Here is a 24,497-nt window from a genome sequence, read left to right on the forward strand (position 1 = left end):
TAGATGAAACCGAATGAAAGAAATAAGAGAGATCTTCCCGTGAACGTGGCGCGGGGTGCGGATGGTGTGCCGTATTCTGCGGTGCGGGCGGCGACGTTCTACGTGCATTGCCGGATGGATGCTCCGCCGGTGTTCGATGCCGGGCTGACTGAGGATGAGGTTCACCAGCTTCATTTTCCCACGGCAAGGCCCCGTTTTTCCTCAGCCGCCGGGGTGGTGGCTGTGCTTGCAGTTTTCTGGGCGCTGGTTCTGCTGGCGTGCTGGTTTTTTCAACTTTTTCCCTTTAATTGAACGATGAATAAACCCCTTGACAAAAAAGTAACTCCCTTGATGGATGAGATGATCAATAAATTGAAAAGTAGTTCTGATGAGGATATGCCGCTTTTTTCCTATTTTTCGGAATGGTGGAAGAATTTTGCCTTGGAGCTTTTGGATCGTCTTTCAATCAGTGAAGCCCAAAGGCAAGCAGCGGAAGCAAAGCATGAAAAATATAAACATATTCAGAAATGTTATTATGTGGCGGTTGAGGGATGTTCCAAGTTTGAGAAAGAGGTCGAGGAATTGAAGGAGAGAGAGTATCAGACGAAGCAGGATGCCGAGCGCGAGATTCGCCGCAAGAAGGAGCAGGTTCGCCGGTTGCTTGAAAAGCTGAGGTATCATCATCGGCGGAGGCAGAAGCGCGCCCGCGAGTACAAGGCTCAGCTGGCGGCGGGTACGAGGACGCGGAAGAAGAAGGTGGCGCCCCCGGCGGAGCCTGTTGTTCCGGTGGCTGATGAACCTGGTGAACCCGGAGAGGAAGGAGGGAGCGATGCTTCGGTTCAGTAATTTCCATGCTGTGCGTGTGGAGCGTGATGATTTGCGTGCGGGTAATGCCGTTTTTTGCCTGGTGACGATGCTTGAGAACGGTCAGGGGCTTATTGTGCATCCCTCCAGTATTCAGCGCGGAGAGGAGCCTGATAATGCGTGGATCAATCATAGCGCCTATGAGTGCGCCATGTATGAATCCAGCGAGCGTTCCCGGCTGATTCAGGAGCATCAGGAGCGCGAGAAGCGCGCCGCCGCGCGCCGCGAGCAGGAGGTGATGAACGATTTGCGCGAGCGGGAGCGGTGGAAGGAGGAGCGGGACCGGGATAAGGCGATTCGCGATAGCCGCCTTTCTCTGGGGGATTCCGCCGAAGAGGCCGGGAAGTGCTGGAAGCTGCCTTTTTCCGCATCGGTGGCGCGTGGCGGCTCGAAGGTGTGGACGCAGTATGTGTATGTGGGCAAGTCGCTGTGCCGGGACGGGCGGTTCCCGGTGTGGGCTGTGATGCAGTCCTGCGATAAGCTGGCGTTCCGCCACCGGGTGGTGATGTGTGGGTACGGGCTGACGATCGAGGCCGGAGGCGGGCAGGCGGCAAGCCTGTATCGTACCATTTGATTTTTTACCTCTATTATATATATAGCGATGGCGATTCAAAAAAAGTGTTCACTTCGGTGGATCAAGTATGTGGGCGGGCTGACGGATAATGCGAAAGTCCGGATGATGGCCCGCAAGCTGGAAGTTGACCGGTGGAAGCTGGCCGGGCATTTCATGCAGTGGATGGACTGGATGGATCTTAATAGCCGGTTCGGCGAGATTATCATTACGGAGGGTGAGGTGGATGAGGTGGCGGCGCTGCCGGGGTTCTGCGCGGCGATGATGAGCGTGGGGTGGATTCAGACAGATTTGTATGGCGTGCTGGAGATGCCGGAGTTTTGCGAGCATAACGGTACGTCCGCCAAGCTGCGGGCGGAGGGGGCGCAACGGCAGGAGAAGAGCCGGTCGAACAGGTCGGCAAAAAATCAGGGGGATGAGGCGTGCCTGGATGGTGTCACAAATTTTTGTGACCAGAGGAGAGGAGAGGAGACTTTACCCCCCTCTATCCCCCCCGGCTTTTCCGGGAAGGGGGGGGCGCGCCGCCCCCCGGCTGCGCCGGGTGAGGCTCCGGCTCCTGCGGGGTGCTGCTCCGGGCGGCTGCGCGGCGCGGCAGGGACTGAGCCTGACGGCTCGCCCTCTGCCACTGCCGCTTCGCCGTCCTACGCAGACGTCTCCCATCGCTTCGACGCGGGAGGGGAGGCGGATGCTGGCGCATCCTTGCCCCCTCCCCCTGTCTCCGCTCAGGTCGCCTCACCCCTTGTCGCCTACGCCTCACCCGGCGCAGCCGGGGGGGAGGTTGGTGGTATGGAGGCGCCGTACGGGTTCGAGCAGTTCGTGTTCGATGTGCGGTCCGTTCGTCCGGTTTGGTCTGTGCCGGATTGCGGGAGCGCGGTTGGCAGGCTGAGCCGTGCCGAGCGGCGGGCTGCGGAGGAGGCATGGCGGGCGGTGGGGCCGGAGTTTTACCAGTATCGCCTGATGGTGGAGCAGTTCATGGCGTCTCGGATGCCGCAAGACGAGAAGGGCGGGCGGTATTTCCGGCCGGATTCGCTGAAGTCGATGTTCCGCGAGATTCGCGGGGTGCTGGTGCAGGCGGAGCGGTGGTGGAAGGAGAATCAGAAGTACAAGAAATTTCACGGATGAAGGCGATGGATTCAACGATGCTGATGGATGTGATCGGCCGGGTGCGGCGGAGCGGGCTGACGATGCTGCAAGTGCAGATTCTGCTGCTGGCGCAAACCGCGGACGGCCGGAAGAGCGTGAGTTCTCTGGCACGGGCTTGCGGGGTGAGGCGGTTTGCGGTGCGGGCGGCGCTGGAGAAGATGGAGGATTTGCTGAGGATCGAGCAGGTGGCGGATTGTCCGTGCCGTTCGGAGCTTCGGATTTCCCCGACGCGGGCGGGGCGGGCTGTGCTGCGGAAGCTGTGCCGGGTGGCCGGGCCTTCTCCGGTGCGGTCGGCCGGACGAAGGAAGGGCGATTCTTCGCCGGGACAAAGGGAGTTTGATTTTGTTGCAAAACCATGAAAGAAGAACTGAAGGAGCTGATGACGGAGGGGCTGAGCGAGAAGCTGGCCCGGTTTGTGATGTACCTTGCCCAGGGGATGGGCAAGGCTGAGGCGTGGGCGAAGGCTAGCAAGAGGAAGAAGCCGTTGGCCGGTGATGGTACGGCAGCTTCCGAAGCCCTGAAAAAGCCTGAGGTGCGACGCGCCCGCCTGCGCTTACGCGAGCGTGCGGAAAAGGGGTGGGAGATGGAGACACCGAATATCATGTTCAAATTGAAAGATTTGTATGAGGACGTAGGTGTGAATGATGACGGGACGCAGAAGGTGCCGTTCAGCGTGAAGCTGAAGGCGATGAGGATGATGCTTCAGATTCTCGGCAGTGTGACGCAGAAGGTGGAGGTGAGCGGTTCGGATGAGTTGAAGTCGATTCTTGAGGCGATGAGGATCGATGTGCTGCCGCGTGATATGATTTAGATTTGGCATCTGGTCGGTTGTTGCCAGTTACCGGATGCAGGTGCTGCGTGTAGAGTGGGGTCGTGAAGGATGTTTACCAGACGACTCCCCGACAACCGTATGCCGTGACGCTGAGGCTGAACGGCGGTTCTGCGCGGCTGGTGGCGCTGGATAACCGAGGGGTGGAGGAGTTCGTTTATTCGGAGTCGTTGCCTGATGGGCAATGGTTTTTCGTGTCGGTGAGCCGTAAGGTTCGGCTGGAGGTTTCCGGTGGAGCCGTTGGGCGAGTGGATCGTGTTTGGCGGGTGATGATGCAGGATGAGGACGGGCTGACGTTGGATGTGCCGTTTCTGAATCTCCGGGCGGAGGATGTGGAGAAGGCGGTGAATGCTGCGCGGGAGGCGGAGGCTTCCGCCGTACGCTCCGGTGAAAGTGCCGCGGAGGCTGCCGGTTCGGCAGGTAAGGCGGCAGACTCGGCAACAGCTGCCAAGCAGGCATTAGACGATTTCAAGGCACGGGCCGATGCTCTTTTCAAGGAGTTCGAGAAGAGGGTGAATGATGCTGTGGATGTGGCTACGAACCGGGCGGAGACAGCTGCGAATGCCGCGGGTCAGTCAGCTGTGAATGCTGCGTCTATGCTTTCTCAATGTCAGGCGATCAAGGCCGAAATCCTGCAGCTCATTGAAACCGGAGCAGTGGGAGACGCGATCACGGCGGCGACGGGCAACATTCTTGAAGAGATACTGACGGATGCCAGACTTACGAACCGCTTTGTGGCGGCCATGTCAGGCTCCGGCGTGTTCGTTCTGATCAACAATCTGGGACGAGCTTTGACGGTGAATCCCCTTGGCATGGTGGATGTGGACTTGTCCAACTACTCCGGAACCGTCGTCAGCATCAACGGCACCACGTCCGCGACCGTCAAGAGCGGCACCACGGCCAGCCTGACGCTCTCTGCTGGTTCCGCCGCCTTGTATGGCGGCACGTCGGCTAGCATTACCCACACCAATGACAACAGTATCACGCTGTACAACTACGGAGGATCGACCGGCAACATTTGCAGCACGGTTACCAATACGTTGTCCAGCAGGGCTATCCGGCAGATCAACCTCGCAATCTCCGATACGGAAAGCGGTAGCAACAAACCATTAGTTACAATGTCCACTGCGTCAAATGCCATCTATCATCCCACGAAAAACACAGCAACACCAGCATTCACACTAGTATGAGAATCATTAACACAACGCCGGGCAAAACCTACGCCGTCACCACTCCAGGGGCGTGCCAAGTTAAATACACACTACAATCCGGCGATACTGTCACCGTTCTGGACGCTACGACAGCCGGTCAATATTATTTTGTTGCCATTGGCCTGCACCCCGATGTGACAAACGATAACGCAGCCCTTACCGAATGTTTTAATGCAGCCCCTGCCGGTGTGTCGTCCGGTGGGGGCGGAACTCCTGCACCGACCGTCATTCCCGGACAAAAGATTGTTACGGGTAATCCGGCAGACAATATTTTACGTCACGGGGAGATTTATCACTTCCCGTTCACCGATAACCCAATTGACTGCACCTTTGCAGATTGCACGTTCGACGATGCGGCCGGGCGCGTCATCACGTTTGAGGTATGGGTAGATACTGGATATTGCGCCCCTCCCATCGACTTTAACGGCGGCTGGCAATGGGTCGGCGTTGTTCCTCTAATGAGCAAGGAATATACCTCCTACCGCGTCACAATTCGCAAAGTGCCGGGCATGACCCCTGAAATCAACTACGCTTATTGCGTGCCCCTCCCACATCAGCCATGACGATACCGACTCCATTCCGGCCCACTGGCGGCGGCCCTCTGTATCAGTGGACGCAGCCGCCGCTTATCAAGCCCGGCACATGGGGAGGCGGAACCATCGCCGCCCGTGCAAGCAACGTGTACATCGGCTATGCAGACGGCTGGACATCGTTTACGCCCATGAATGTTGTCAACCAATGTTGGATGGGCAAAAAAAACGCCGATGGAAGCTTGCCATATCTGGAACTCTGGTACCCTGCCGGGCTTGTACTCCGCACCATGTACTACACCAATGTTCAATGGGGATGCCAAGTCAAAAAGTACAGCATCACAGGCATAACAGCAAGCGGCGAAGAAATCGACCTCGGCACTTACACCAATACGTATTTTGCGGGTAATCAAGGCTATTATGTGGACATCATCGCGCCGTATGACAAGCCGTGCGTCGTCATCCGCTGGCAAATCCTCGAAGTAACGGCCAATGAGTTCCGCTTTTTCAAAATCGACATCGGCGACGCTTTAACTCCCGCCTCACCCGAACAACAAAACGCCTACAAACAATGACCACATACGCAAAAATAATCGACAAATACAACATAGAGCCAGCGCCGCCCGTCAACGTGACGGACTCCGGGCTTGTCGTCAACTACAACAGCGAAGCCAACGCCGAGCAACTGCTGGCCGACGGGTACTTGCCTGTCACATACTCGGAGCAGCCTGCCGCGCCGTGGGAGGTTGCCGTTTACACCGCCCATGCCGGACAGATCGTCCAGACGTATGAGGCGGTGCCTCTGGAAGACTACCGCGCCCAGTGCATCGCCGAGATTCAAGCCGAGGCTGGGAGTCGGTCTGAAGCAGCCAAGACCGGGTTCAGCTATCCGGAAGTTGATACGCGTGAGAAGCAGGCATCCGGAGCGCGTGCATTGCAAGCGGATCCGGAATCCGCTACGCCGGAAGCACAGTTCGTCCGAGCCATTGCCTCTGAAATCGGCATTCCGGTAGAAGCTCTCGTCGAGCGGATCCTTGCAAATGTCAAGAAGGCCGGTGATGCCGAAGCGAAGATCATTGGCATCCAGAATCGCCTCGAAATGGCAGCCCGTGCCGCCACTACACATGAAGAACTTGCCGCCATCGCGTGGCCGGAAACCACAGAAGAACAATGAGCGAAACCAACAACACACCGGAACCCACGCATGATTGCGCGGAAACAATCGGCATATATCTCCGTGATGTACACACGCGTGCTGAAATGGAGTACGACAAAAACGACGGATTGCTTGGCTATGGAATCCATAAACATGCATGGACAGCCGTAGCCAAAGCCGCGCCGGGAATTATCGCCACACACGCAGGCGACGACGTGCGGGAATGGCTGGCCAGACAGGCCTCTACGTCTTCAGGCTGGCGCAAATGGCTATTCGGCATTGCCTGCGCTTCCGTGGGGGCGGTGGTCTTGTGGGGCGCGTCCTTCTTCACCTCCTGCGCCCCGGTGACCCCGGAGCAGGTGCAGCAGATTGACGCAGCGCATGCCATCATGCACCGCGTGACCGGCACGGGTTGCACCTTGTGTCGCTCTGTAACCTCTAAATTCAAATAACGACCATGTGCGACAAGGTTAAGGGATATTTTTCAGTAATGAGGGAGTACAAGGCGGAGTTTATTATGCTCTTGGGCTTTGCCGTGGCCGGAGTGATTTACTGGGATTTCCGAGGATTCGTTTCCGAACAAACAAAATGGATAACGGAAAACGCTAAAGCATTACAAGAGATGAATATACGAATCCAAAACCTCGAACACAAATCAAGCAAATGAAAAATATGATTAAGGCTATCCAGCGCAGGCTGGGAGTGACGGCTGACGGTATCGCCGGGCCGAAGACGCTGGCGGTTATTGTTGAGGCGCTGCAATACAAGGGGATGATGAAAGGAGAGAATGTTTGTACATGGCCTGCGGTGCAGCGGGCCGTGGGGGTGACACCTGACGGCGTAGCCGGGCCGAAGACGTTTGCAGCGATTGCCGGGAAGCTTGATATTCATCTTCCGACAATGTGGCCTTCACAGGCAGAGGTGAGGTCGAACAAGTCGATTTTCGGTTTTTCCGGCGACGAGAGCAATCTGGTGAATGTTTCTTTGCCGTACCCGATGTTTTACGAGGGGAAGAAGCTTTCGACGATTCGTGTTCACCGGCTGGTGGCGAATGCGGTGAAGGATGCCCTGACGATGGTTTTTAGGTATTACGGCGCAGAGCGTATTCACGAGCTTGGGCTGGATGTGTACGGCGGCAGTTATAACAACCGTTCGACTTCAACAGGGAAGGCGAAGAGTATGCACGCCTGGGGGATTGCTCTGGATTTCGACCCGGAGCGCAACGATTATTCGACGAAGAAGCCTAAGGCGACTTTGAGCCGTGCTGAATGCGATATTTGGTGGGAGATTTGGGAGTCCGTGGGTGCGGTTTCTCTTGGACGGGAATGCAATTATGACTGGATGCACGTTCAGTTCGCTACTCTGTGAAATCATGTTCGGGATAGGCAGGACATTTAAGAAGGTTTTCGGCGATACCGGGTCGAAGGTGTTGCTTGGAGTGACTGCCGGTGCTTTGACCGGCGGCGTTGCTGCCGGGGCATTCGGTGCTACTGGTTTGGGCATTGGAGCAACGGCTTCGACTCTTGGAGTGAGTACGACAACCGCCGGGGCGCTTCTTGGCGGTGCGTACGGCGGTACGGCGGCTTTGATTGGTTCCAGGATGGCAAAAATGGCTAAGGGGCCTTCTGCGGCTTCGCTGCTGCCTGATGATTCCGGAAGTACGGCGACGGCCGGGACGACGAGCGAGAGTTCTACGGGTTCGGCGGATAATTATGCCGCGCGGAGGAAGGCCGGGTTTCATTTCGGCAAAACACTTTTGTAAAGTAAGATATGGATGCGAAGGTTATTTTGAATCGCTTCGACAAGATGAAGGGACAGAGGGCGAATTATGATCGTGCGTGGAAGCCGGTGAGGGAGCTGTGCTATCCGATGTCTGCAAGCGTGTGCAGTGCGAAGAGCGTGGATCGCGATGCGGAGGGGTACGATCAGTATGCGGTGGCGCGTTTGCTGGATGTGACGGCGATGCAGTCATGCCAGATTCTTGCGAATGGGCAGCTGGTGCAGATTACGCCTATGGGGGAGAACTGGTTTTCGTTCGATGCCCCCGCCAATATGGAGCATGATGAGGAGGTGAAGGAGTGGCTGGCGGCTTGTACGGATGTGGCGAGGAAGGCGCTGGCCGGGAGCAATTTCTATACGGCGGCGTATGAGCATTTTGCGAACAGGAGCGCCTACGGGTGCGGGTGCATGTATGCGGGGTGGAGCGATAAGAGGGATATGCTGTTTTTCCGGGAGGAGGTTGTGGGGAGCTATTGCCTTCAGGAGGATGCGGAGCAGTTTGTGGATACGGTGTTCCGAGAGTTTAATCTTACGCCACGGCAGGCTGTGCAGATGTTTTCCGGAGATGATGATCATTTGCCGGATGTGGTGCAGAAGAATGCGGCCGATGAGAAGAAGCAGGATGAGGAGGAGCAGTATTTGCATGCGGTGTTCCCTCGTACGGATGGATACGGTAAGGCTGGGAACAGGGGGATGCCTTTTGCGAGTGTGTATGTACACGTGAAGAGTAAGTCGATCGTGCATGAGGGCGGGTTCGAGCGGATGCCGTATCTGACGAGCCGCTGGCTGCGGTGGGAGAATGGGCCGTATGCGATTTCTCCGGGGATTTTTGCGCTTCCGGTGGCGAAGCAGGCGAATTTCCTTGAGGCGATGACGGATCTTGCGACGGAGAATGCGACGTTTCCCCGTGTGCTGGCGCCGGATGCGCTTATTGGTTCGATCGATCATTCACCCGGAGGAATTACGCCGTTCAATCCGAATAATGGAGAGGTGGCGAAGCCTTCCACATGGATGACGGAATCAGGGTACCAGTTCGATAAGGACCGGGTGGAGGATAAGCGGAATATTATCGAGAATATGTTTTTTGTGCCGTTGTTCAAGCCGATTCTTCAGGAGGATAAGCGGATGACGGCCATGGAGGTTTCTGCGCGGCAACAGGAGTCCCTGGGTATGTTTCACCCGATTTTCGCGCGGTTCAGTTCGGAGTTTCTGACGCCGATGCTGCTGCATGTGTTTTGCCTGTTGTACGATCACGGGATGTTCACGAAGCCACCGGCTTCTTTTTCCAAGCAGGCTTCCGGAGGGCAGGCGTTTATCGGGGTGCCGAATGTTTCGTTCAGCTCGAAGATTGCGCTGGCGATCAAGGCGCAGCAGATGGGTGCGTTCCAGTCTCTGAGCGAGATTCTGCTTCAGGTGGCGCAGGTGTCGCCTGAGGTGCTGGATAATGTGGATTTCGACAGGTTCGTGAAGGATGCGTCCCGGATTATGGGGCTGGATCCCGACTGGATGAAGAAGTCGAAGGCGGTGCAAGAGCTGCGCGCTGCGCGTGAGGAGGAGCGGAAGCGGATGCTGGCGGCTCAGGAGGAGAATGTGCAGGCCGATACGATGAAGAAGGGGGCTGATGCGATGAAGCTGGCAGAAGGCATTCAATGATTTTTTTACCATGAACAAGAATGAGAGATTGATGAAGCTGGAGGAGGGGGAGAAGCGGGTTCACTCGCTTTTCTCTTCGCCTGAAGGGGAGGCGGTGCTGGAGTTTCTGAAGGAGCGGACTGGGTACGGTGTGCCTTCGTTCGCTGCGACGAGCGAGCCGGTGCAGGCGGCGTTCGCCGATGGGCGGAAGTCGGTGGTGTATGAGGTGATGATGATGATGAAGAAGTTTTCCCAATGAATAATACATACGAGATAAAAGATGACGGTGCCATTTTCTTCGATGGGAAGAAGATCGGCGTGAATTCGGAGGTGGGGGTGGATTTCGTTTCCGTTCAGGCGAGGAATAAGCATGCGGCCGGTTTGGCCGAGTGGATGGCTGCACGTTCTTCCGGGGATGATGGCGGCGGTTCCCTGCTGCCTGATTTGCCAGGGCTTTCCGGCGAGAATAAGCCGGAGGAGTCGAAGGAGGGCGGTGCGCCTGATGAGAAGCCGGAGAAGCCGGAGAAGAAGGAAGAAGGCGGTGTGCTGCCTGATGAGAAGATGCCGGAGGGAGAGGATGAGGTGGATGGACCACCGCCGCGCGATGAGTTGTGCATGAATTTCAATGCAGCATGGCTGCGGTGGGATTTTGAGCATTTGCCGGAGGCTAAGTTCATGCTGAAATGGGAGCGGTATGCTGAGGGAAATCCAGCCAATTTCGCCGTTTTCAAGTCGGCTGCGAAGATTGAGTTCTGCTATGGGCTTTAACTTTTTTAACCTTTTTACTTTTTGATTTTTTATGGATCCACAGAATAATGATGAGAATAAGGGTGGTGCGCCTTTGCTTAATGGGAATGGCGCAGGAGGCGCCGGTGGAGGAGGAAGTGCCGCATGGGTGAATGCGGACGGTTCGTTCGTCGATGGCTGGCATAACCAGTTCGGAGAGGAGTATGCCGGGCTTGGCAAGTTCAAGTCTGCCGCGGATTTGGCGAAGAGTTACAGGCATCTTGAGAGCAAGCAGCCGCATGTTCCAGGAGAGGGGGCGACGCCGGAGGAGGTGGCCCGCTGGCGCGGGCTGGCAGGAGTGCCGGAGAATGCCGATGGCTACGGGCTGAAGAAGCCGGATAATCTGCCCGCTGGCGTGGAGTGGAATGATGAGCAGGTGAAGGTTCTGGCCGATGTGGCGCATCAGCACCATGTGCCGAAGGCTGCGCTTCAGGCGATGCTGGATAAGCAGGTGGAGCTGGAGCGCGTGGCAGCCGAGAAGCAGGTGGCGGAGCAGGCGGCCGAGCAGGAGAAGAGGGTGAATGAGCTGAAGGGATCGTGGGGCAATGAGTTTGCTGCGAAGATGCAGTCTGCCGGGCAGGCGTGGAGTCAGATGGCCGGGCGTCTTGGGCTGGATGAGAATTCGGATGAGGCGATGGCTTTGCGGAATAATACGGCGTTCGTGAAGATTATGCACCATGTGGCTCAGTTCATGCAGGATGACGGCCGGAAGTCGATCGGGACGCCGGGCAGCCAAGGGGGCGGTGCGATCGGCAAGGAGAGGGCGATGCGAATTATTACGGATGAGAGCGATCCCCTGCACGATGATTACATTAAGGGCGAGCCGGGCGTGACGGCGCTTGTGCGCGCCGGGCTTGTTTCCTGATACAGGGAGGCAGGATGACGATGCGGAGGCGCGGGGCGGGATGCTTCGCGCCTCTGGTCGTTTGCTGCCAGTTCCGGGGTGCATTTTTTTCTGGTAAGGTGGAGGTATGTCAAACGGTGTAGCGATCGGTTACGGTGATGCTTCGAGCGGTGTGAGGTTTATGCCGGTTTCTCCGGCTTCCGGCAATTTGCAGGGGGCGCAGGCGGTGGCCGGAGGGTTGAAGCATGTTTCTTCCGCTTTGATGCAGTCCAGTCAGGATTTGGCGCAGCTGGACGCGATCCGGCAACGGGAGCAGGCTGAGGCTTCCCTTTTCCAGACGAAGGCAGGGGCTGAGCTGATGTACAGCAGTTTGATGACGGACGGGAAGAAGGGGTTTGCGAACAGGCTGGATGCCGAGAATTTCATGCCGGAGTATGAGGAGAGGTGGAATGAGTTTTACAGTGCGGCAATGGAGTCGGCACCTGCGGAGGTGCGGCCTCAGATGGAGCTGGAGCTGGCGAAGATCCGGACGGCACAGGCTATTTCTCTTCAGGGGTACGGGGCGCAGGTGGCCCGCAAGAGCAAGATTGCCGGGCTGGATGCTTTGGCGCAGGTGTACGAGGGGCAGGGGCGGCTGGAGGAGGCGGAGCAGGCGATTCTTGCCCGTCCTGATTTGACGCCGGATGAGAAGTTTCTGGGGGTGCAGACGATGCACGCACGGTTTGCGGATTCCCGGCAGAAGGCGGAGAAGGCGCAGCGGGAGGGCGAGCAGGCGCGTTCTTACGAGGGGTGGTTTTCTGCGGTGAAGACGCAGCGGGGGGCGATGGAGTTTCTGGTGAAGGCGGCGCGGCCGGAGGATCGTGATGAGCTGATTCGTTCGGTTGGGCCTGCGAAGTATGATTCTTTGCTGAAGGATGCTCAGGAGATGGCGGATTGTGACGGGACGGTGGCGGTGAGCGATGCTATCCGGAACGGGAAGGTGGAGGATTTGAGGAAGGCTTTCGAGGGAGGTTCATGGAGGGCCGATGAGCTGGATATTATCAATTCGATTTGGAAGAATGAGGGCCGGATCGATGAAGATACGTGGAACAAGGTTTATTCCGCGATGGAGTGGGATGCGGTGCGGTGCCCTGATGCTCCGAAGGGGAGTGTGCAGATGCAGCAGTATCAGGATGCGTTCAAGCGGAAGTGGGAGGCGATGGGGGTTGGCGCGGATGTGATTGCCGATAAGTTGAAGTTGATGGATGAGGCGGGGGCGGCTGTGTACGGGAAGTTCGATCCTTCCGATGCGATGTCTTCTCTGAAGGGGATGAATTATCTGCACCCGAAGACAAATATCCACAGGTATGCGGATGGGGATGATGCGGATAAGCGGAGGCTGGACGGGAATATGATTGCGGTGCAGAAGGATGACGCCGCGAAGGAGGTGGCGCACAATGAGAGGCTGATTCTGGAGGCTTTCAATAATTACCGGCTGACGGATGAGGGTAAGAAGGCGACGAAGATGCAGCAGAAGCTTAAGTTTTACGATTTGGTGACGGAGGTGACGGGGCAGAAGATGACGGGTGAGGTGGTGCAGGCTTTGGAGCGGCAGAAGGCGCAGGAGGAGAATATGAGGACGGCGCAGCAGGGGAGGTTCAGCGAGTTCAACCGGGCGGACCGCGTGCCGTTTGCCCGTAGGGAGCAGGTGGCGCAGGTGCAGACGTTCGATGTGGAGGATTTGGCGGTGCGCGGGGCTGTGGTGCCTGCGGCCGTGCTGGATGCGTACGGAGATACGCCGCTGATGATGGAGGTGGAGACGGCGGATAAGAAGGTGATTCTCGTGCCGGTGGTGGGGAGTTCTGAGGGTGGAGGTGTCGGGGTGACGGAGAGTGTGGCCGCGACGGTGAAGGGGTGGGAGGCGAAGGTGGCCGGAGGTGCGCGGGTGTCGATCCGGCCGCAGTCCGAGGAGGAGCGTGCGCGGTATGGCGAGCAGGAGGTGATGAAGGGGGTGCAGAATAGGCGGTCTGTGCAGGTGAATGCGGAGAGGCTGAAGCAGGCGGCGGCAGGGACGGGGCTTGAGCGGCTGGCACCCGTTTTTGCGGCGGCCGGGAGGAAGTACGGCGTGGATCCGGATTTGCTGATGGCGATAGCCATGCACGAGACAGGGAACGGTACGAGTTCGGCTTTCCGGAATAAGCGGAATGCGATGGGTGTTTCCGATGCGAAAGGGCCGCGGACGTTCGGCAGTGTTGAGGAGAGTGTTTTTTATATGGCGAGGCAGTTGAAGAGGAATTATATCGATAAGGGGCTGAGCGATGTGGCTTCCATCGGGGCGAAGTATGCGCCGATCGGCGCGGGGAATGATCCGGGCGGGCTGAATGCCCACTGGGTAAGCGGGGTGAACAGGAATCTTAAAGCGATCAAGGGATGAATATGACGATTGACGAGCAGGCGGGGCCGAATACGGCCGTTTTTACGGGTTTCAATGCGGAGCGTTCCGGTTTGGTGGAGCATTCCGTGGATTTGGATAATTTGGATGCTGCCGGTTACGGGGCGTTGTTCAATGCCGGGCGGGACGGGTTCTTTTCGGCGGAGGGCGCGGCTACGCCGATGGCGCGTTTCGAGGATCAGATGATGTTCCGCGAGGGGTGGGATCCGCGCGAGAAGGCGGAGCGTGAGCGGGTGGATGCTGTTTCGCAGAAGGCTGAGGTGCTTTTTCTCGATCCCAAAGAATACCCGGGGATGAGATGGGATATGATTGCATTGCATGGAGAGGTCTATGCAGATGAGTTTCTGGCGCTTTCTGAAGAAGACCGACAGCATGTGGCCGTTCGGTACATTAAGGATTCCGTTTATGGCGCAGGTGATGCCGGGTATGCACGTATGGCAGAAGAGTACGGGATGCCTTTTTCGATGAATGATGCGGAGTGGTTTTCCGTGTTGGGCCAGCGTTTGAAGCAGTCCAAAGCGGATCGCCAGCGAGTGGATGCCTTGAATGCGACGGTAGAGAAAGAGAAGAAACGCATCTATCGTGAGGTTATTTCCGGAAAGTCTGCGAATACGGTGTACGAATCCATTTCCGACCTTGATCCGGAAGTACAGGTTCATGTGTATGAGGTGTTCGATTTCGCGCGGGCACGCCGTGAGAGTATTGATACCTTTCTGGATGATGTTTTTCCGGAAAAATCCGTTGCCGTAGGTATGGAAGGTCTCAAGAATGAAGCGTGGAGACCGTCGGATTTGAGCGATTTGGCTGTGAAGCTTGTGAAACTCAAGAAACGCGATCAGGTAGCATACGATGAAGTATTGAAGCTGATTCAAGAGGGGGTGACTACGGTTAAGGAAAATCCGTATGAAGGAGAAAGCCTTGGAACAATATACCTGAAACATGGCATTATTCCTTTGGATGCCATTCTTGAAAAATCAGGTTTTCTACGGCAGATCGGGGCGACTTTAGGAAATGTTCTCGGTTCGACTGCAGATTTGATCGAGAAAGGCATGCACGGGCAGGTTGTGTATGATCTGGAGAAACGAGTGGAAAACGGATCGATGACGCAGGAGAGGATGAATCATGCCTTGGAGAAATATGACAGGAAATACAATCTTTCTCAGGAAGAAATGGAAGTGAGGAATGATCTTCTTGGCATGGTGCGGGATATGCAGACTTCTTCTACCAGGAAGGATTTGTTTTACGGCGAGTGGCGGGACACTTTGGCGCAGGGCATGGCTTCCACTCTTACTTTCCAAGCGTCACCATGGTTGATGTTCGGGTCTCGCACGAACGACAGGATGGATGAACTGATTGCGGATGGCAGCAGCGGGGGAAACGCTCTTTTGCGCGGCATGTTGATCGGCGGCGTGGAGGTGGGCAGTGAGTTCATGTTCGGCATCGGGAAGGTGACGCGGTGGGGCGGACCGCGGGCCGGGAAGCTGTTCAAGGAGGTGGCGCAGACGAAGGCCGTGCAGGCTGCCCTGAAGTATCCGCTGGCTTTGAAGGCTGCGACGGGCCGGGCATTTCGCCTGAACAAACTGTGGGGGTATGCGAGCGGCGCGAAGATTGCGTGGAGCAGGGCGCACTACGGGAGCGCGATGCTGAGGTATGGCGTGGCAACCGGCCGCGCCGGGCTGGGTGAGATGGTCGAGGAGTACGCGGGTATTCTGGCCGGGGTGCCGGGCGACTATTATCTGGCGATGATGCTGGGGGAAGACAATGCGACTTCCCGCACGGCAGACGGCGGGCGGCGTACGCTTTCGCAGGAGGTGTACAGGCAGTGCGCCGATCTGACGCTGGATACGGGGACGTGGTTTTCGATGATGGCGATGGGCGGTATGTTTGCCGGGGCGAATCTCGGCCGGTACCGGAGGGATGCGATGTGGATGACGACGAAGCCGAAGAATCTGCAGGCGATGGGGCTGACGGAGGAGCAGGCCGTGGAGGTGGCGAATACGGTGAAGCCGGAGGAGAAGTTTCAGCTCGGGAGGAGGTATCTGGCGGATAATCAGAGGAAATCCGTGGACGAGCTGATGCAGAATGTCCGGGTCGGGTTCACGTCGATGGAGCAGGATATGGAGTGGGTGGAGGATCTGGCGGGGTATGAGGATGCCGTGGAGAACGGTATGCTGCCGCGTGCGGAGAGGATGGAGGACGGGAAGTGGAAGATGACGATGCGTGTGCGCAACGAGGCCGGGGAGCTGGTGGAAGCTGCGCCGTTCATGCTGGACGATAAGACGGCTACGGGCTATATGCAGACGCTTTTCGAGAATGAGTTCATGCGCGGAGAGCTGATGGCGCGGGATAACATGGTGGCGAATGCGATGGTCGGCAAGCTGAAGACGGATGAGAACTGGAAGGTGCGGGATATGGGGCAGGCCGATACTCAGGAGAGTATGGAGAGGCTGGCCGTGATGGCCCGGATTCGGATGGACAAGGCGGCTGCCGACAAGCAGTACATGGTTTCACAGATTGTGGATCCTGCCGTCGATGCCGATTTGACGCTGGGGCAGGCGGCGCGCATGGGGGAAGCTTTCGGCGAGCGCGTGAAGCTGGAGAAGATGCGGGATGCGGAGAAGCTTTCCCGCGAGAGGTCCCTGCTGGATGAGGCGCGGCTGGCTGCCGGGCAGGAGAGGTTCACGAACGAGGAGTGGGACGCTTACGCAGACCGGCATATTTACAGCAGCGCTGCGAATCGGACGCGAATGATGGATTCCGGTAAGACTCTGCTGCGCTACGCAGCCGGGGAGATCGGGGCGATGGATGTGATGGAGGAGGTGATCGAAGACGAGTTTGAACGGTCGAAGCGGGACGGCCGGAGCCTGGGCTGGTGGGCAGGGCATTTTCGGGCTCTTCAGAAGGAGATGGGTATGGCGAACGCTTTCCTGCCCGATTCCGGCAATGTGACGGAGGCGCAGGTGACGGAGGCGGTGTCGAAGATGGTGAAGAGCGATCTGCTGGCACGTTCGGAGAAGCTGAATATTTCCGACTGGCTGAAGGCTTTTCTTCGGATGCTCGCCCGGATGATGCGCCGGGCCCATGCCCTGTGCAAGCTGGGGAAGATGTTCAACGATCTGCATGCCGCCGGGAAGTTGAATAAGGATTTTGTGAGATCTATTCACGAGTTCACGGGGAGGACGGCGGAGTATTTCAAGGATTTGCAGGTGAAGACGGCTGCCGAGGTGCATGGGAAGGCCGTGGCTGCTGCCTCGACCGCCTACGCGGCTCCCGCCTTGAAGGAGATGGGGCTTGCTGCTGCGGCTGCCGAGGAAGAGGACGGCATGGCGGCCGTGGAACAGGCTGCCGCACCTGCTCCGGAGGAGGATGCCGTGGTGAAGGATATGGCGACAGCGGTGCAGGAGGAGGTGAATGCCCAGGGGATCGAGGGCGCGCGCCGGACGAAGGATCCGCTCGCCATGGCGGCGGCGGTGCGCGAAGCCGGTTTGGATGCGGCGGGCTTGAAGGCGCACGGTTTGGAATCCGGATCCCTGGGGAAGGCTGCACGTGTGGGCGCTCTGGCCGGGGAGGAGCTGTACCGAGCTGTTCTGGCGGGGGGTGTGCCGATGAAGGCCGCCGAGCGCCTTGCTGCGGCCGCTCCCCGGAACGAAGACCTGCAGAAGGTGGGCATGGAGGAGCTGGAGCGCGGCGTGAAGGCTGCCGTGGCGACGATGCAGGCAACGGCTGCACTGGGAGAGGGGGCGACGCGGGAGGATGCACGGCGTGCTGCGGAGTATGTGCAGCGGAAGATGCGTGCGCTGGAAAGGAGGCTGATCAGGGAGTCGGATGCCATGAACGAGGATTTCGACCCGGATGCGGTGATGAAGCTGAAGGAGAGTATCGAGCAGGTGAGGAACTGGCCCGCATTCCGCGAGGTGGTGGAACAGGCGCGGGCATGGGACGGGAAGTCACGTGTGGACGGTTCGCCTCTGACGACGGCTGGAACGACGTTTTCACTCAGGCGTGAAGATGACGATTCGCAGTTCCCGGATGCCGGGCAGGTGGCGGCGGCATGGAAGGGCGCTCTGGATGCCTATTTCGACGGGAAGACTGTGAAGCGGACGGCAGATATGAAAGTTTGCCCGACTCCTTCCGTGCTGCGGATGCTGGGGGCGAAGGCTCATGACATGGTGATTACGCCGGGCGTGATCGATAAGGTGATGAAGGAGAAGCACGCCGTGACGCGCGAAGCCATGGAGAGGATACCTGACGCCGTGGCGTCGCCTTTGGCCGTGTTCCAGTCCGTGGCATCCGGCAATTCGCTGGAGGTTCTGACGGAGCTGAAGGAAGGGGATGACCATGTGCTTGTGGTGGTGCATCTCAATGCAAAATCGGCGGAGCAGGCGCATCAGGTGACGGTGAACCGCATCATGAGCGTGTACGGCAAGGAGAATGTGAGGGCTCTTTTCTCTCACCCGATGCTGTATGCAGACATCAAAAAAGCCCGTCCTCTACTGGTATCTCACGGGCTCCAATTGCCCGGACAAGCAGTGAGGAAAGGCTCTGGAAACAAGATACACACGCCAGCGGATCTTGTCAAGTGGAAAGAGAAGCAGAGGATGCCCGGAACGTCGTTTTCGGTGCGCGGAGATTTCGGGCTGGCCGAGGAGCTGCTGGTGCCAAGCCAGAAGGTGCGCGGGCACGAAGTGCTGACGAGGACGATCCACGAGGATATTCAACGCTGTATCGAGCTGTGGAACCGATATGACAATCTGGCGGCGGACGAGCGGGAAAAGGCCATTGTGGCGATCGGAAGCGCGATGCATCTGGCGCAGGCGGTGGCGGGTTCGCTGCCGAGCAAGTACAGGTTCTCCCTGAATCCCTACCTGAAGAAGATGCAGGTGTTCGCCGAACTGGCCGCGACGGGGGATCTGGATTTTACCCGCGATCTTGTCTTTACACGCGATATTATTTTTCAAAAGACGAGAGAGCTGGATTCTCTGCGGGGGAAAATAGATGAAGGCGAACTGGAGGAGATGGTGAAGGAGTATGGCGAGCGGAGGTTACATGAAGTGGTGGCTCACCTTTTGAAGAAGACGGACGAGAGGCTGAACCGCTGGGGGCGCGATTGCGTGATTGTTGAAATCGACAGGCTGCTTGACCGGGTGAAGCCGCAGGTGGACAGCCGGACGATGCGCCAGAAGAAAGGGCTTCTTTCGGCAGCCGGGTACAGGCGGCTTCAGGAGATCGATAAGCTGATGAGCTACACGCAGGAAGAAAAGGAGGAAGCCCTTGGCGTGCTGGAAGGAGCCGTGCAGAAAGCGAAGGATGCGGGAACAGCTTCCGAGCTGGCTGATGCCGAGGACCGGCTGGCTGAACTGGCTCTGTTCGGCGCCCTGCATGATATGACGATGGAGCAGGCGGCGGCGGTGCATGCCGAGCTGAGTTCTTTCATCCAGAAGGAACGGTTTGCCTGGGACGAGGTGCGCGATATGAGGCAGGCCAGAACCAGAAGGATTCTCGGCAAGGCGATACGCCTTTTCGGCGGGCGGCCTTCCTTCAATGCCGTGAATCTGGCGAAGCACAGGAAGAGTACGCTGAAGGATGCGCTGACGATGGACGGTGTCTTGCTGAGCATGCCGCATATTCTGCAGCAGTTGAGAAAATACCCGGCGCTGGAAGGTCTGGCCGGGCTGATGCAGGCCCGGCAGGCTGCCGCTTTTCAGGGTATCGCAGCCGCCCGCAGGCAGCGGGTGGAACAGGTGCATGCCTTGGCTAAGCAGTATCTCGGCAAGAAGAACTGGAAGGCGATGAATAGGCTGAAGGAGGTTCACAAGACGGGTATTTCCCTGCAGAGAATCCGCATGGAGCGGGTGGAGATCGCTTCCCAGATGGTGGATGTCTGGCTGAACAAGACGCCGGAAGAGCGGGAGGCCTACCGGCAGGAGCAGGAAGAGGCAGCAGCCAAGGCCGATGAGAAGCCGACTTCCGAGAATATGGAGAAGATGCGCACGATTCCGACGGAGCGCGATGTGGAGGAGCTGGCCAGATGGCGCAAGGAGCGCGATGCACGGGAGGCCGTATACCGGAGGGAGCTGAACGAGTACGAGAAGGCGACGGACGAGATGCGCAAGACGATGAAGAAGCCGAGACCTCCGAAGGCGGATAATCTGGTGCGGCTGGAGTACGAGGGGGAGATGGAGACGGTGGAGAACTTCGAGACCTCGAAGGATACGGCTCTGTACATTATCCTGATGAGCGAACAGGCGGAGTATGCCGGTACGCTGGCGCGGCAGGGGTTCGATGCCGAAACGATCGGGAAGCTGAAGGAGTGGATCGGGCAGGATGTGCTGCAATTCGGCTACGAACTGAGGAAGCTTTTCAAGGAGCAGGGCGACAGGATTGCCGCCGTGTACGAGGCTACCTACGGCGTGCCTTTCCCGAGGGTGGAGAATTACTTTGCCGCCCGGTTCGACGTGGCGCGCATGAAGAGCGCGGAAGCGGAGATTCTGCAGGGGATGGGCGCCATGCAGGGCGGCGGGAAGGGGTTCATGAAGGTGAGGACATTCCACAATCACGATCTGGATTTGAGGCGTGGAGCGTTGTCCGTGTTCATGGAGGCCACGGAGATTTCCGACAACTGGATGTTTACGCAGGATATTGTGTCCGACTGGCGGGCTTTCCTGTCCGATCAGGATTTTGCCAATGTGCTGGCCGTGCATCTGGGAGAAGAGCTGTACGAGCGGCTGAGGCGCTGGGTCTCCATGATTGAGACGATGGGTGTGCGCGGGGCGATGAGCCTTGGCGCGGCCGATCGCGTGATCGGGAAGCTGTATGGAGCGAAGGCGAATGCCGTTCTCGGATTCAAGCTGGAAACGATGCTGAGGCAGACTTCCGCCGTGCTGAACGGATGGGCCGGGGATCCGAGTATCGGGTTTGCCGAATGGATGAAGGCGATGGCGATGATCCGGGGCAAGAAGACTCCGATGACTGTGGAGAAGATGCTTGCCAGCCCGGAGATGCAAACGCGATTCGGCGGGCAATTAGGACTCGCCGAGCGTCAGATGATGCTGCCGACAGGTGAGAAGGCGAATGCCGTGGAGAGCATGCTGCAGGCGGGGATGAGTCCGATGGAGTATATCGACATGCGGCTGAATGCCATGAGCATGACAGCCGTGTACTATGTCCATTACAACCGGGCGAAAGCCAAGGGGATGAGCGAAGCTGATTGCGATCTGGCGGGATGGGCCGGGGTGCATGGGTCCATCGACATGGCGGCGCAGCCCCAGAACTGGATGCAGAAATCTGAGTTGTGGAACCGGCTGCCTTCGATTGCGAAGCCCGTGCTGTTCATGATGAGCGAGAATATCAACAAGGCCGGTTTGTGCCTGTCGTTGTTTCGCAGCGGGCAGTACAAGAAGTCAGTCCAGGTCTGGTTTGCCTACGGGATCCTGAATACGCTGGTAGGCATTCTGCTGGATTTCATTCGAGACGATCCCGACGAGTGGGAGAAGCGCGATTGGCTGGGGTATGTCTTTGCGGCGGCGTTCGGGCCGTTGAACGGGATTCCCCTAGTGGGGGAGATGCTGGAAGGCGGCGTGGATTATCTGCTGAAGCTGGCGGATATCGACATGGGGGTGTACGTCGGTTCGGCCGGGCGTGGAGTGGTTGATTTAGGAGGTACGAGGCGGGCTGTCGAAAAGATGATCGATATGATGGACGGAGACAAGGAAGGGGATTTCGGGGAATATGTGAAACAGAGCATTCGTTTGTCATCGTCCGTGGGCGTGATCGGAGGCGCTTTCGGGGGGACGGTGGGAAGCGCCATGCTGCTGGGAAGCGCCCTGATGAATCCTGTGAAGACGGTGACGAATTTCATTCATTCTCGCGGCTGGGACGATTAGGCAATCCACGGGATTTTGTGCTGCGCTTCGTCCAGGGTGTCTGCTTCCGGGACGACGTAGCGGCCGAGCATGGCGTTCGAGCGGTGGCCCGTCAGGTGGCGGGCCACTTCTGCCGGTACTCCGCTTGTGACCATGAGGGTGGCGGCCGTTTTGCGGAGGGAGTGGAAGGTTTTGGGCGAGACGCGGCGGCGGTCTCCGGAGAGGTTTTGCATGGGGGCGGACATTGTCCCAAGTACGCCTTTGATGTGGGCATTGACTTCGAGGGAGAGAGCGCCGGTGTTGAAGGATTTCATTAGTTTGACGGCTTGCGGGTTGACGTATGTTCCTGTTTCATGCCAACGTATTGACTGAAGGTAGGCCGCAAGTTCTTCGCGTATGGGAAACATGACGATGCCATTCGTTTTCTGCTGGCGAGCCATGAAAATGCCACGGTCGAAGTCGAATTGGTTCCATTTCAGCATGGCCGTGTCACCAAGCCGAAGTCCATTCAGGTAGAGTGAACATCTAATGAGGCGTGATACCCAGTCTGGCGTTTTTTCGAGTAGCAGAGAGATTTCCTGCATGGTGAATGCTTTCTTTTCTGCTGGATCTCCTCGAAGAACTTTTGCCTGTTCCATTTTCAAGAATGGATTTCTGTTGATGATTTCATGATCAAAGGCATCGCTGAAGAGTGCGCTTAGGCTTGCACAATATCGTTTGACTGTTCCCCCTGTGACGCGCTTTGCTTGCTGATGAATGAAGTCCATGGCATCGCCTTTCGTGATTTTGTCGATGGGGCAGTTTTTTCCGCCTTCCGCTTTTTTGTAGATTCCGGCCCAGGCCATGAATTGATTGAATGCGCGTTCGTCGGCCTTGATGGTGGCCGGTTTCGCATGGCCTGATTTTTTGGCGGTGTATTCTTCGATGTAGGAACTCAGGGAAGGGGATTCCGTTTCGGTGGTCCGGTCGTTTCCGGAACCGGATATTTCATAGACGCGTGACGCTGCTTTTCTGGCGTTCCGTTCGCCGCGGGCGGATGCTTCGAATTCTTCCGCGATCAGGATGGCCTTTGCCTTGGCTGCTGCCGGGGTGTAGCCGTCTTTCTTTTTGTCGGGGTTGATCAGGATTCCGGTTGCTCGCGTGTGGCGCTTTCCTTCTTCTCCGGTAAACTGAGCATACCAGTGCCGTTTTCTTTGTACGATGCTTGCCATGATTGTGATTTTGCGTGTACGTAACTTTTACGAAAAGTTACGTAGTAAGTTACGCAAGCAATCTAGCATAAGCCGGGATAAGCTGGGAATAAAAAAGCTCCGCCTTCAAGGGGATAGCGACTAGGCTTCTCTCAGCTTATTCAAAAAGGTGGCGGAGGAGGTGGGATTCGAACCCACGGAGAGGTTACCCCCTCGACGGTTTTCAAGACCGTTCCATTAAACCGCTCTGGCACTCCTCCGAAGAAAACAACGCGGATAACGTGCGCGCAGTCTATCGAGAAGATGCAACCCTGTCAAGCAGGAAGAGGGACTTCATCACACGGCATGTCAGGATGAACCATCACCCTGTTTGGCGAATACTCATGCATTCACTCCCGAAAAGAAGAAATCTCAAAAGAGCCACATCCTCCCGAAAAAACGGTCCGAAAAAAAACGAAAATAAAACTTGCCAAAATGTAGGAAAGCAGGTAGTATGCCGCCCGTCAACGACCGACACAACCTAAGCGGGCAGGTGTCAGAGTGGTCGAATGAGCACGCCTGGAAAGTGTGTGTACCCCAAAAGGGTACCGAGGGTTCGAATCCCTCCCTGTCCGCCATTAATTTCACGCCGTAATATATTCGTAATGAGCATATTGCGGCTTTTGTTTGTAGAGGCATGGGGAAGAAATGGGGAAAAATGAACGTGTATGGTTCTGAAATCTCTTGTTATCTTATAATCATATGTAATAGTATAGGGATGTTATGAGCAGTCTAAATTTTGAGATTTTAATAGATGATTCTTTCTCGAATATTGTTACTGACAAATCACTAAATCCAATAAGTAATAAAAATCTTCTAAGTCTGATAAATGATTTTGAAAATGGCGAATGGAGATATAAAAAATTCCAAAATTTTATTTGGGATAATATTGCAGAAACATCTCTTTCATGTCAGGAAAGAGAAAGTTTGATTGGCGAACCTCATACTACACTACAGACCGCCGCAAAAAATCTTCGACTTACTGATAAAGATAATATTGGAGAAGGGAGCGAATTGGCCGAAATTATTTTATATGGTATCATGAAACATCACTATCAGGCATTGCCTGTTGTCCCAAAAATTTTCCATAAACAAAACCCACAAGACAATGCAAAAGGAGCAGATAGTGTTCACATAGTAATAGAGAATGATAATAATTTTTCGATTTGGTTTGGAGAAGCCAAATTTTATACAAGCATTGAAAATGCCAGATTTGATAGAATCATTAGCTCCATAGAAAATTCATTAAATCCTGAAAAATTGCGTAAAGAAAATACTATTATAACAAATATAAATGATATTGACAGATTAATTTCGAATGAAAATACAAGAAAAGAAGTTCTTGATTTTCTGCATCAAAAAAATTCAATTGATAATCTAAAACAAAAATTGCATATACCTATTTTACTTTTGCATGAATGCGAAAAAACAAAATCATCTAAAGAATTAACACAAGACTATAAAGACTCAATAGCAGAGTATCATAGGGAACGAGCAGAGGCATATTTCAAAAAACAAATAAAAAAACTAGGGGCATACATTCATAAATATGCTGAAATCTCATTTCACTTAATATTGTTTCCTGTTCCCTGTAAAGAAACAATAGTAAATTCCTTTGTTTCACATATAGAATTTTATCAAGGAGTATAAT

General features: G+C 56.3%; 22 protein-coding genes and 2 tRNA genes. 22 read left to right on the plus strand and 2 right to left on the minus strand.

The window, feature by feature from the left end:
- Positions 1-3: 3 nt before the first annotated feature.
- The 20 genes from PYTT_RS11890 to PYTT_RS11985 all read left to right on the plus strand — a co-directional run bounded on the left by PYTT_RS11890 (position 4) and on the right by PYTT_RS11985 (position 21,638).
- Positions 4-291, plus strand: a complete 288-nt coding sequence (locus PYTT_RS11890; protein WP_067777597.1) for a hypothetical protein — start codon at positions 4-6, stop codon at positions 289-291.
- Between the two features lie 3 nt (positions 292-294).
- On the plus strand, positions 295-825 hold the full coding sequence (locus PYTT_RS11895; RefSeq protein ID WP_067777596.1) for a hypothetical protein: 531 nt from the start codon (positions 295-297) through the stop codon (positions 823-825).
- Positions 773-1,417 carry a hypothetical protein gene (locus tag PYTT_RS11900; RefSeq protein ID WP_156850371.1) on the plus strand — a complete coding sequence of 215 codons (645 nt, stop codon included), beginning with the start codon at positions 773-775 and terminating at the stop codon, positions 1,415-1,417. The genes PYTT_RS11895 and PYTT_RS11900 overlap by 53 nt, the downstream gene beginning before the upstream one ends.
- A gap of 27 nt (positions 1,418-1,444) precedes the next feature.
- The gene (locus tag PYTT_RS11905) at positions 1,445-2,536 is read left to right on the plus strand and encodes a hypothetical protein (protein ID WP_067777594.1); all 1,092 of its coding nucleotides are present in this window, start codon (positions 1,445-1,447) and stop codon (positions 2,534-2,536) included.
- A 5-nt stretch (positions 2,537-2,541) separates the two neighbouring features.
- Positions 2,542-2,916, plus strand: coding sequence for a helix-turn-helix domain-containing protein (locus PYTT_RS11910; protein WP_141675896.1), 375 nt, complete (start codon positions 2,542-2,544; stop codon positions 2,914-2,916).
- The gene (locus PYTT_RS11915; protein WP_067777592.1) at positions 2,913-3,368 is read left to right on the plus strand and encodes a hypothetical protein; all 456 of its coding nucleotides are present in this window, start codon (positions 2,913-2,915) and stop codon (positions 3,366-3,368) included. The genes PYTT_RS11910 and PYTT_RS11915 overlap by 4 nt, the downstream gene beginning before the upstream one ends.
- Before the next feature lie 62 nt (positions 3,369-3,430).
- Complete coding sequence (locus PYTT_RS11920; protein ID WP_071133506.1) at positions 3,431-4,576, plus strand: hypothetical protein; 1,146 nt, start codon at positions 3,431-3,433, stop codon at positions 4,574-4,576.
- On the plus strand, positions 4,573-5,160 hold the full coding sequence (locus PYTT_RS11925; RefSeq protein WP_067777590.1) for a hypothetical protein: 588 nt from the start codon (positions 4,573-4,575) through the stop codon (positions 5,158-5,160). The genes PYTT_RS11920 and PYTT_RS11925 overlap by 4 nt, the downstream gene beginning before the upstream one ends.
- Positions 5,157-5,702 (plus strand): hypothetical protein, encoded by a 546-nt coding sequence (locus PYTT_RS11930; RefSeq protein ID WP_067777589.1) that lies wholly within the window; start codon positions 5,157-5,159, stop codon positions 5,700-5,702. Before PYTT_RS11925 ends, PYTT_RS11930 begins: the two co-directional genes overlap by 4 nt.
- Complete coding sequence (locus PYTT_RS11935; RefSeq protein ID WP_067777588.1) at positions 5,699-6,301, plus strand: hypothetical protein; 603 nt, start codon at positions 5,699-5,701, stop codon at positions 6,299-6,301. Before PYTT_RS11930 ends, PYTT_RS11935 begins: the two co-directional genes overlap by 4 nt.
- Positions 6,298-6,735, plus strand: coding sequence for a hypothetical protein (locus PYTT_RS11940; protein WP_067777587.1), 438 nt, complete (start codon positions 6,298-6,300; stop codon positions 6,733-6,735). The genes PYTT_RS11935 and PYTT_RS11940 overlap by 4 nt, the downstream gene beginning before the upstream one ends.
- Before the next feature lie 5 nt (positions 6,736-6,740).
- Positions 6,741-6,950 (plus strand): hypothetical protein, encoded by a 210-nt coding sequence (locus PYTT_RS11945; RefSeq protein ID WP_067777586.1) that lies wholly within the window; start codon positions 6,741-6,743, stop codon positions 6,948-6,950.
- A 5-nt stretch (positions 6,951-6,955) separates the two neighbouring features.
- Positions 6,956-7,651: a M15 family metallopeptidase gene (locus tag PYTT_RS11950; RefSeq protein WP_172801830.1), complete on the plus strand. Its 696-nt coding sequence runs from the start codon at positions 6,956-6,958 to the stop codon at positions 7,649-7,651.
- 4 nt (positions 7,652-7,655) lie between these two features.
- Positions 7,656-8,045 carry a hypothetical protein gene (locus tag PYTT_RS11955; RefSeq protein ID WP_067777584.1) on the plus strand — a complete coding sequence of 130 codons (390 nt, stop codon included), beginning with the start codon at positions 7,656-7,658 and terminating at the stop codon, positions 8,043-8,045.
- Positions 8,046-8,053: 8 nt separating this feature from the next.
- Complete coding sequence (locus PYTT_RS11960) at positions 8,054-9,715, plus strand: portal protein (protein ID WP_067777583.1); 1,662 nt, start codon at positions 8,054-8,056, stop codon at positions 9,713-9,715.
- Between the two features lie 10 nt (positions 9,716-9,725).
- Complete coding sequence (locus PYTT_RS11965; protein ID WP_067777582.1) at positions 9,726-9,953, plus strand: Bbp19 family protein; 228 nt, start codon at positions 9,726-9,728, stop codon at positions 9,951-9,953.
- Positions 9,950-10,462 carry a hypothetical protein gene (locus PYTT_RS11970; RefSeq protein ID WP_067777581.1) on the plus strand — a complete coding sequence of 171 codons (513 nt, stop codon included), beginning with the start codon at positions 9,950-9,952 and terminating at the stop codon, positions 10,460-10,462. Before PYTT_RS11965 ends, PYTT_RS11970 begins: the two co-directional genes overlap by 4 nt.
- A 31-nt stretch (positions 10,463-10,493) precedes the next feature.
- Positions 10,494-11,345 carry a hypothetical protein gene (locus PYTT_RS11975; protein ID WP_067777580.1) on the plus strand — a complete coding sequence of 284 codons (852 nt, stop codon included), beginning with the start codon at positions 10,494-10,496 and terminating at the stop codon, positions 11,343-11,345.
- Between the two features lie 106 nt (positions 11,346-11,451).
- On the plus strand, positions 11,452-13,737 hold the full coding sequence (locus PYTT_RS11980; protein WP_067777579.1) for a glucosaminidase domain-containing protein: 2,286 nt from the start codon (positions 11,452-11,454) through the stop codon (positions 13,735-13,737).
- Positions 13,734-21,638, plus strand: coding sequence for a MuF-C-terminal domain-containing protein (locus PYTT_RS11985; RefSeq protein WP_067777578.1), 7,905 nt, complete (start codon positions 13,734-13,736; stop codon positions 21,636-21,638). The genes PYTT_RS11980 and PYTT_RS11985 overlap by 4 nt, the downstream gene beginning before the upstream one ends.
- Here PYTT_RS11985 and PYTT_RS11990 read toward each other — a convergent pair.
- A complete protein-coding gene (locus PYTT_RS11990) occupies positions 21,635-22,828 on the minus strand; it encodes a tyrosine-type recombinase/integrase (RefSeq protein ID WP_067777577.1) in 1,194 nt (397 codons plus the stop codon). The genes PYTT_RS11985 and PYTT_RS11990 overlap by 4 nt on opposite strands.
- A 149-nt stretch (positions 22,829-22,977) precedes the next feature.
- Positions 22,978-23,067, minus strand: a tRNA-Ser gene (locus PYTT_RS11995).
- A 266-nt stretch (positions 23,068-23,333) separates the two neighbouring features.
- Between PYTT_RS11995 and PYTT_RS12000 the strand changes: the two genes are divergently transcribed.
- Positions 23,334-23,424, plus strand: a tRNA-Ser gene (locus PYTT_RS12000).
- Between the two features lie 145 nt (positions 23,425-23,569).
- Positions 23,570-24,496: a HamA C-terminal domain-containing protein gene (locus PYTT_RS13125; RefSeq protein ID WP_083077035.1), complete on the plus strand. Its 927-nt coding sequence runs from the start codon at positions 23,570-23,572 to the stop codon at positions 24,494-24,496.
- The last annotated feature ends 1 nt before the right edge of the window (position 24,497 follow it).

Source organism: Neoakkermansia glycaniphila, assembly GCF_900097105.1.
In the GTDB taxonomy this organism is placed as follows: Bacteria; Verrucomicrobiota; Verrucomicrobiia; order Verrucomicrobiales; family Akkermansiaceae; genus Akkermansia; species Akkermansia glycaniphila.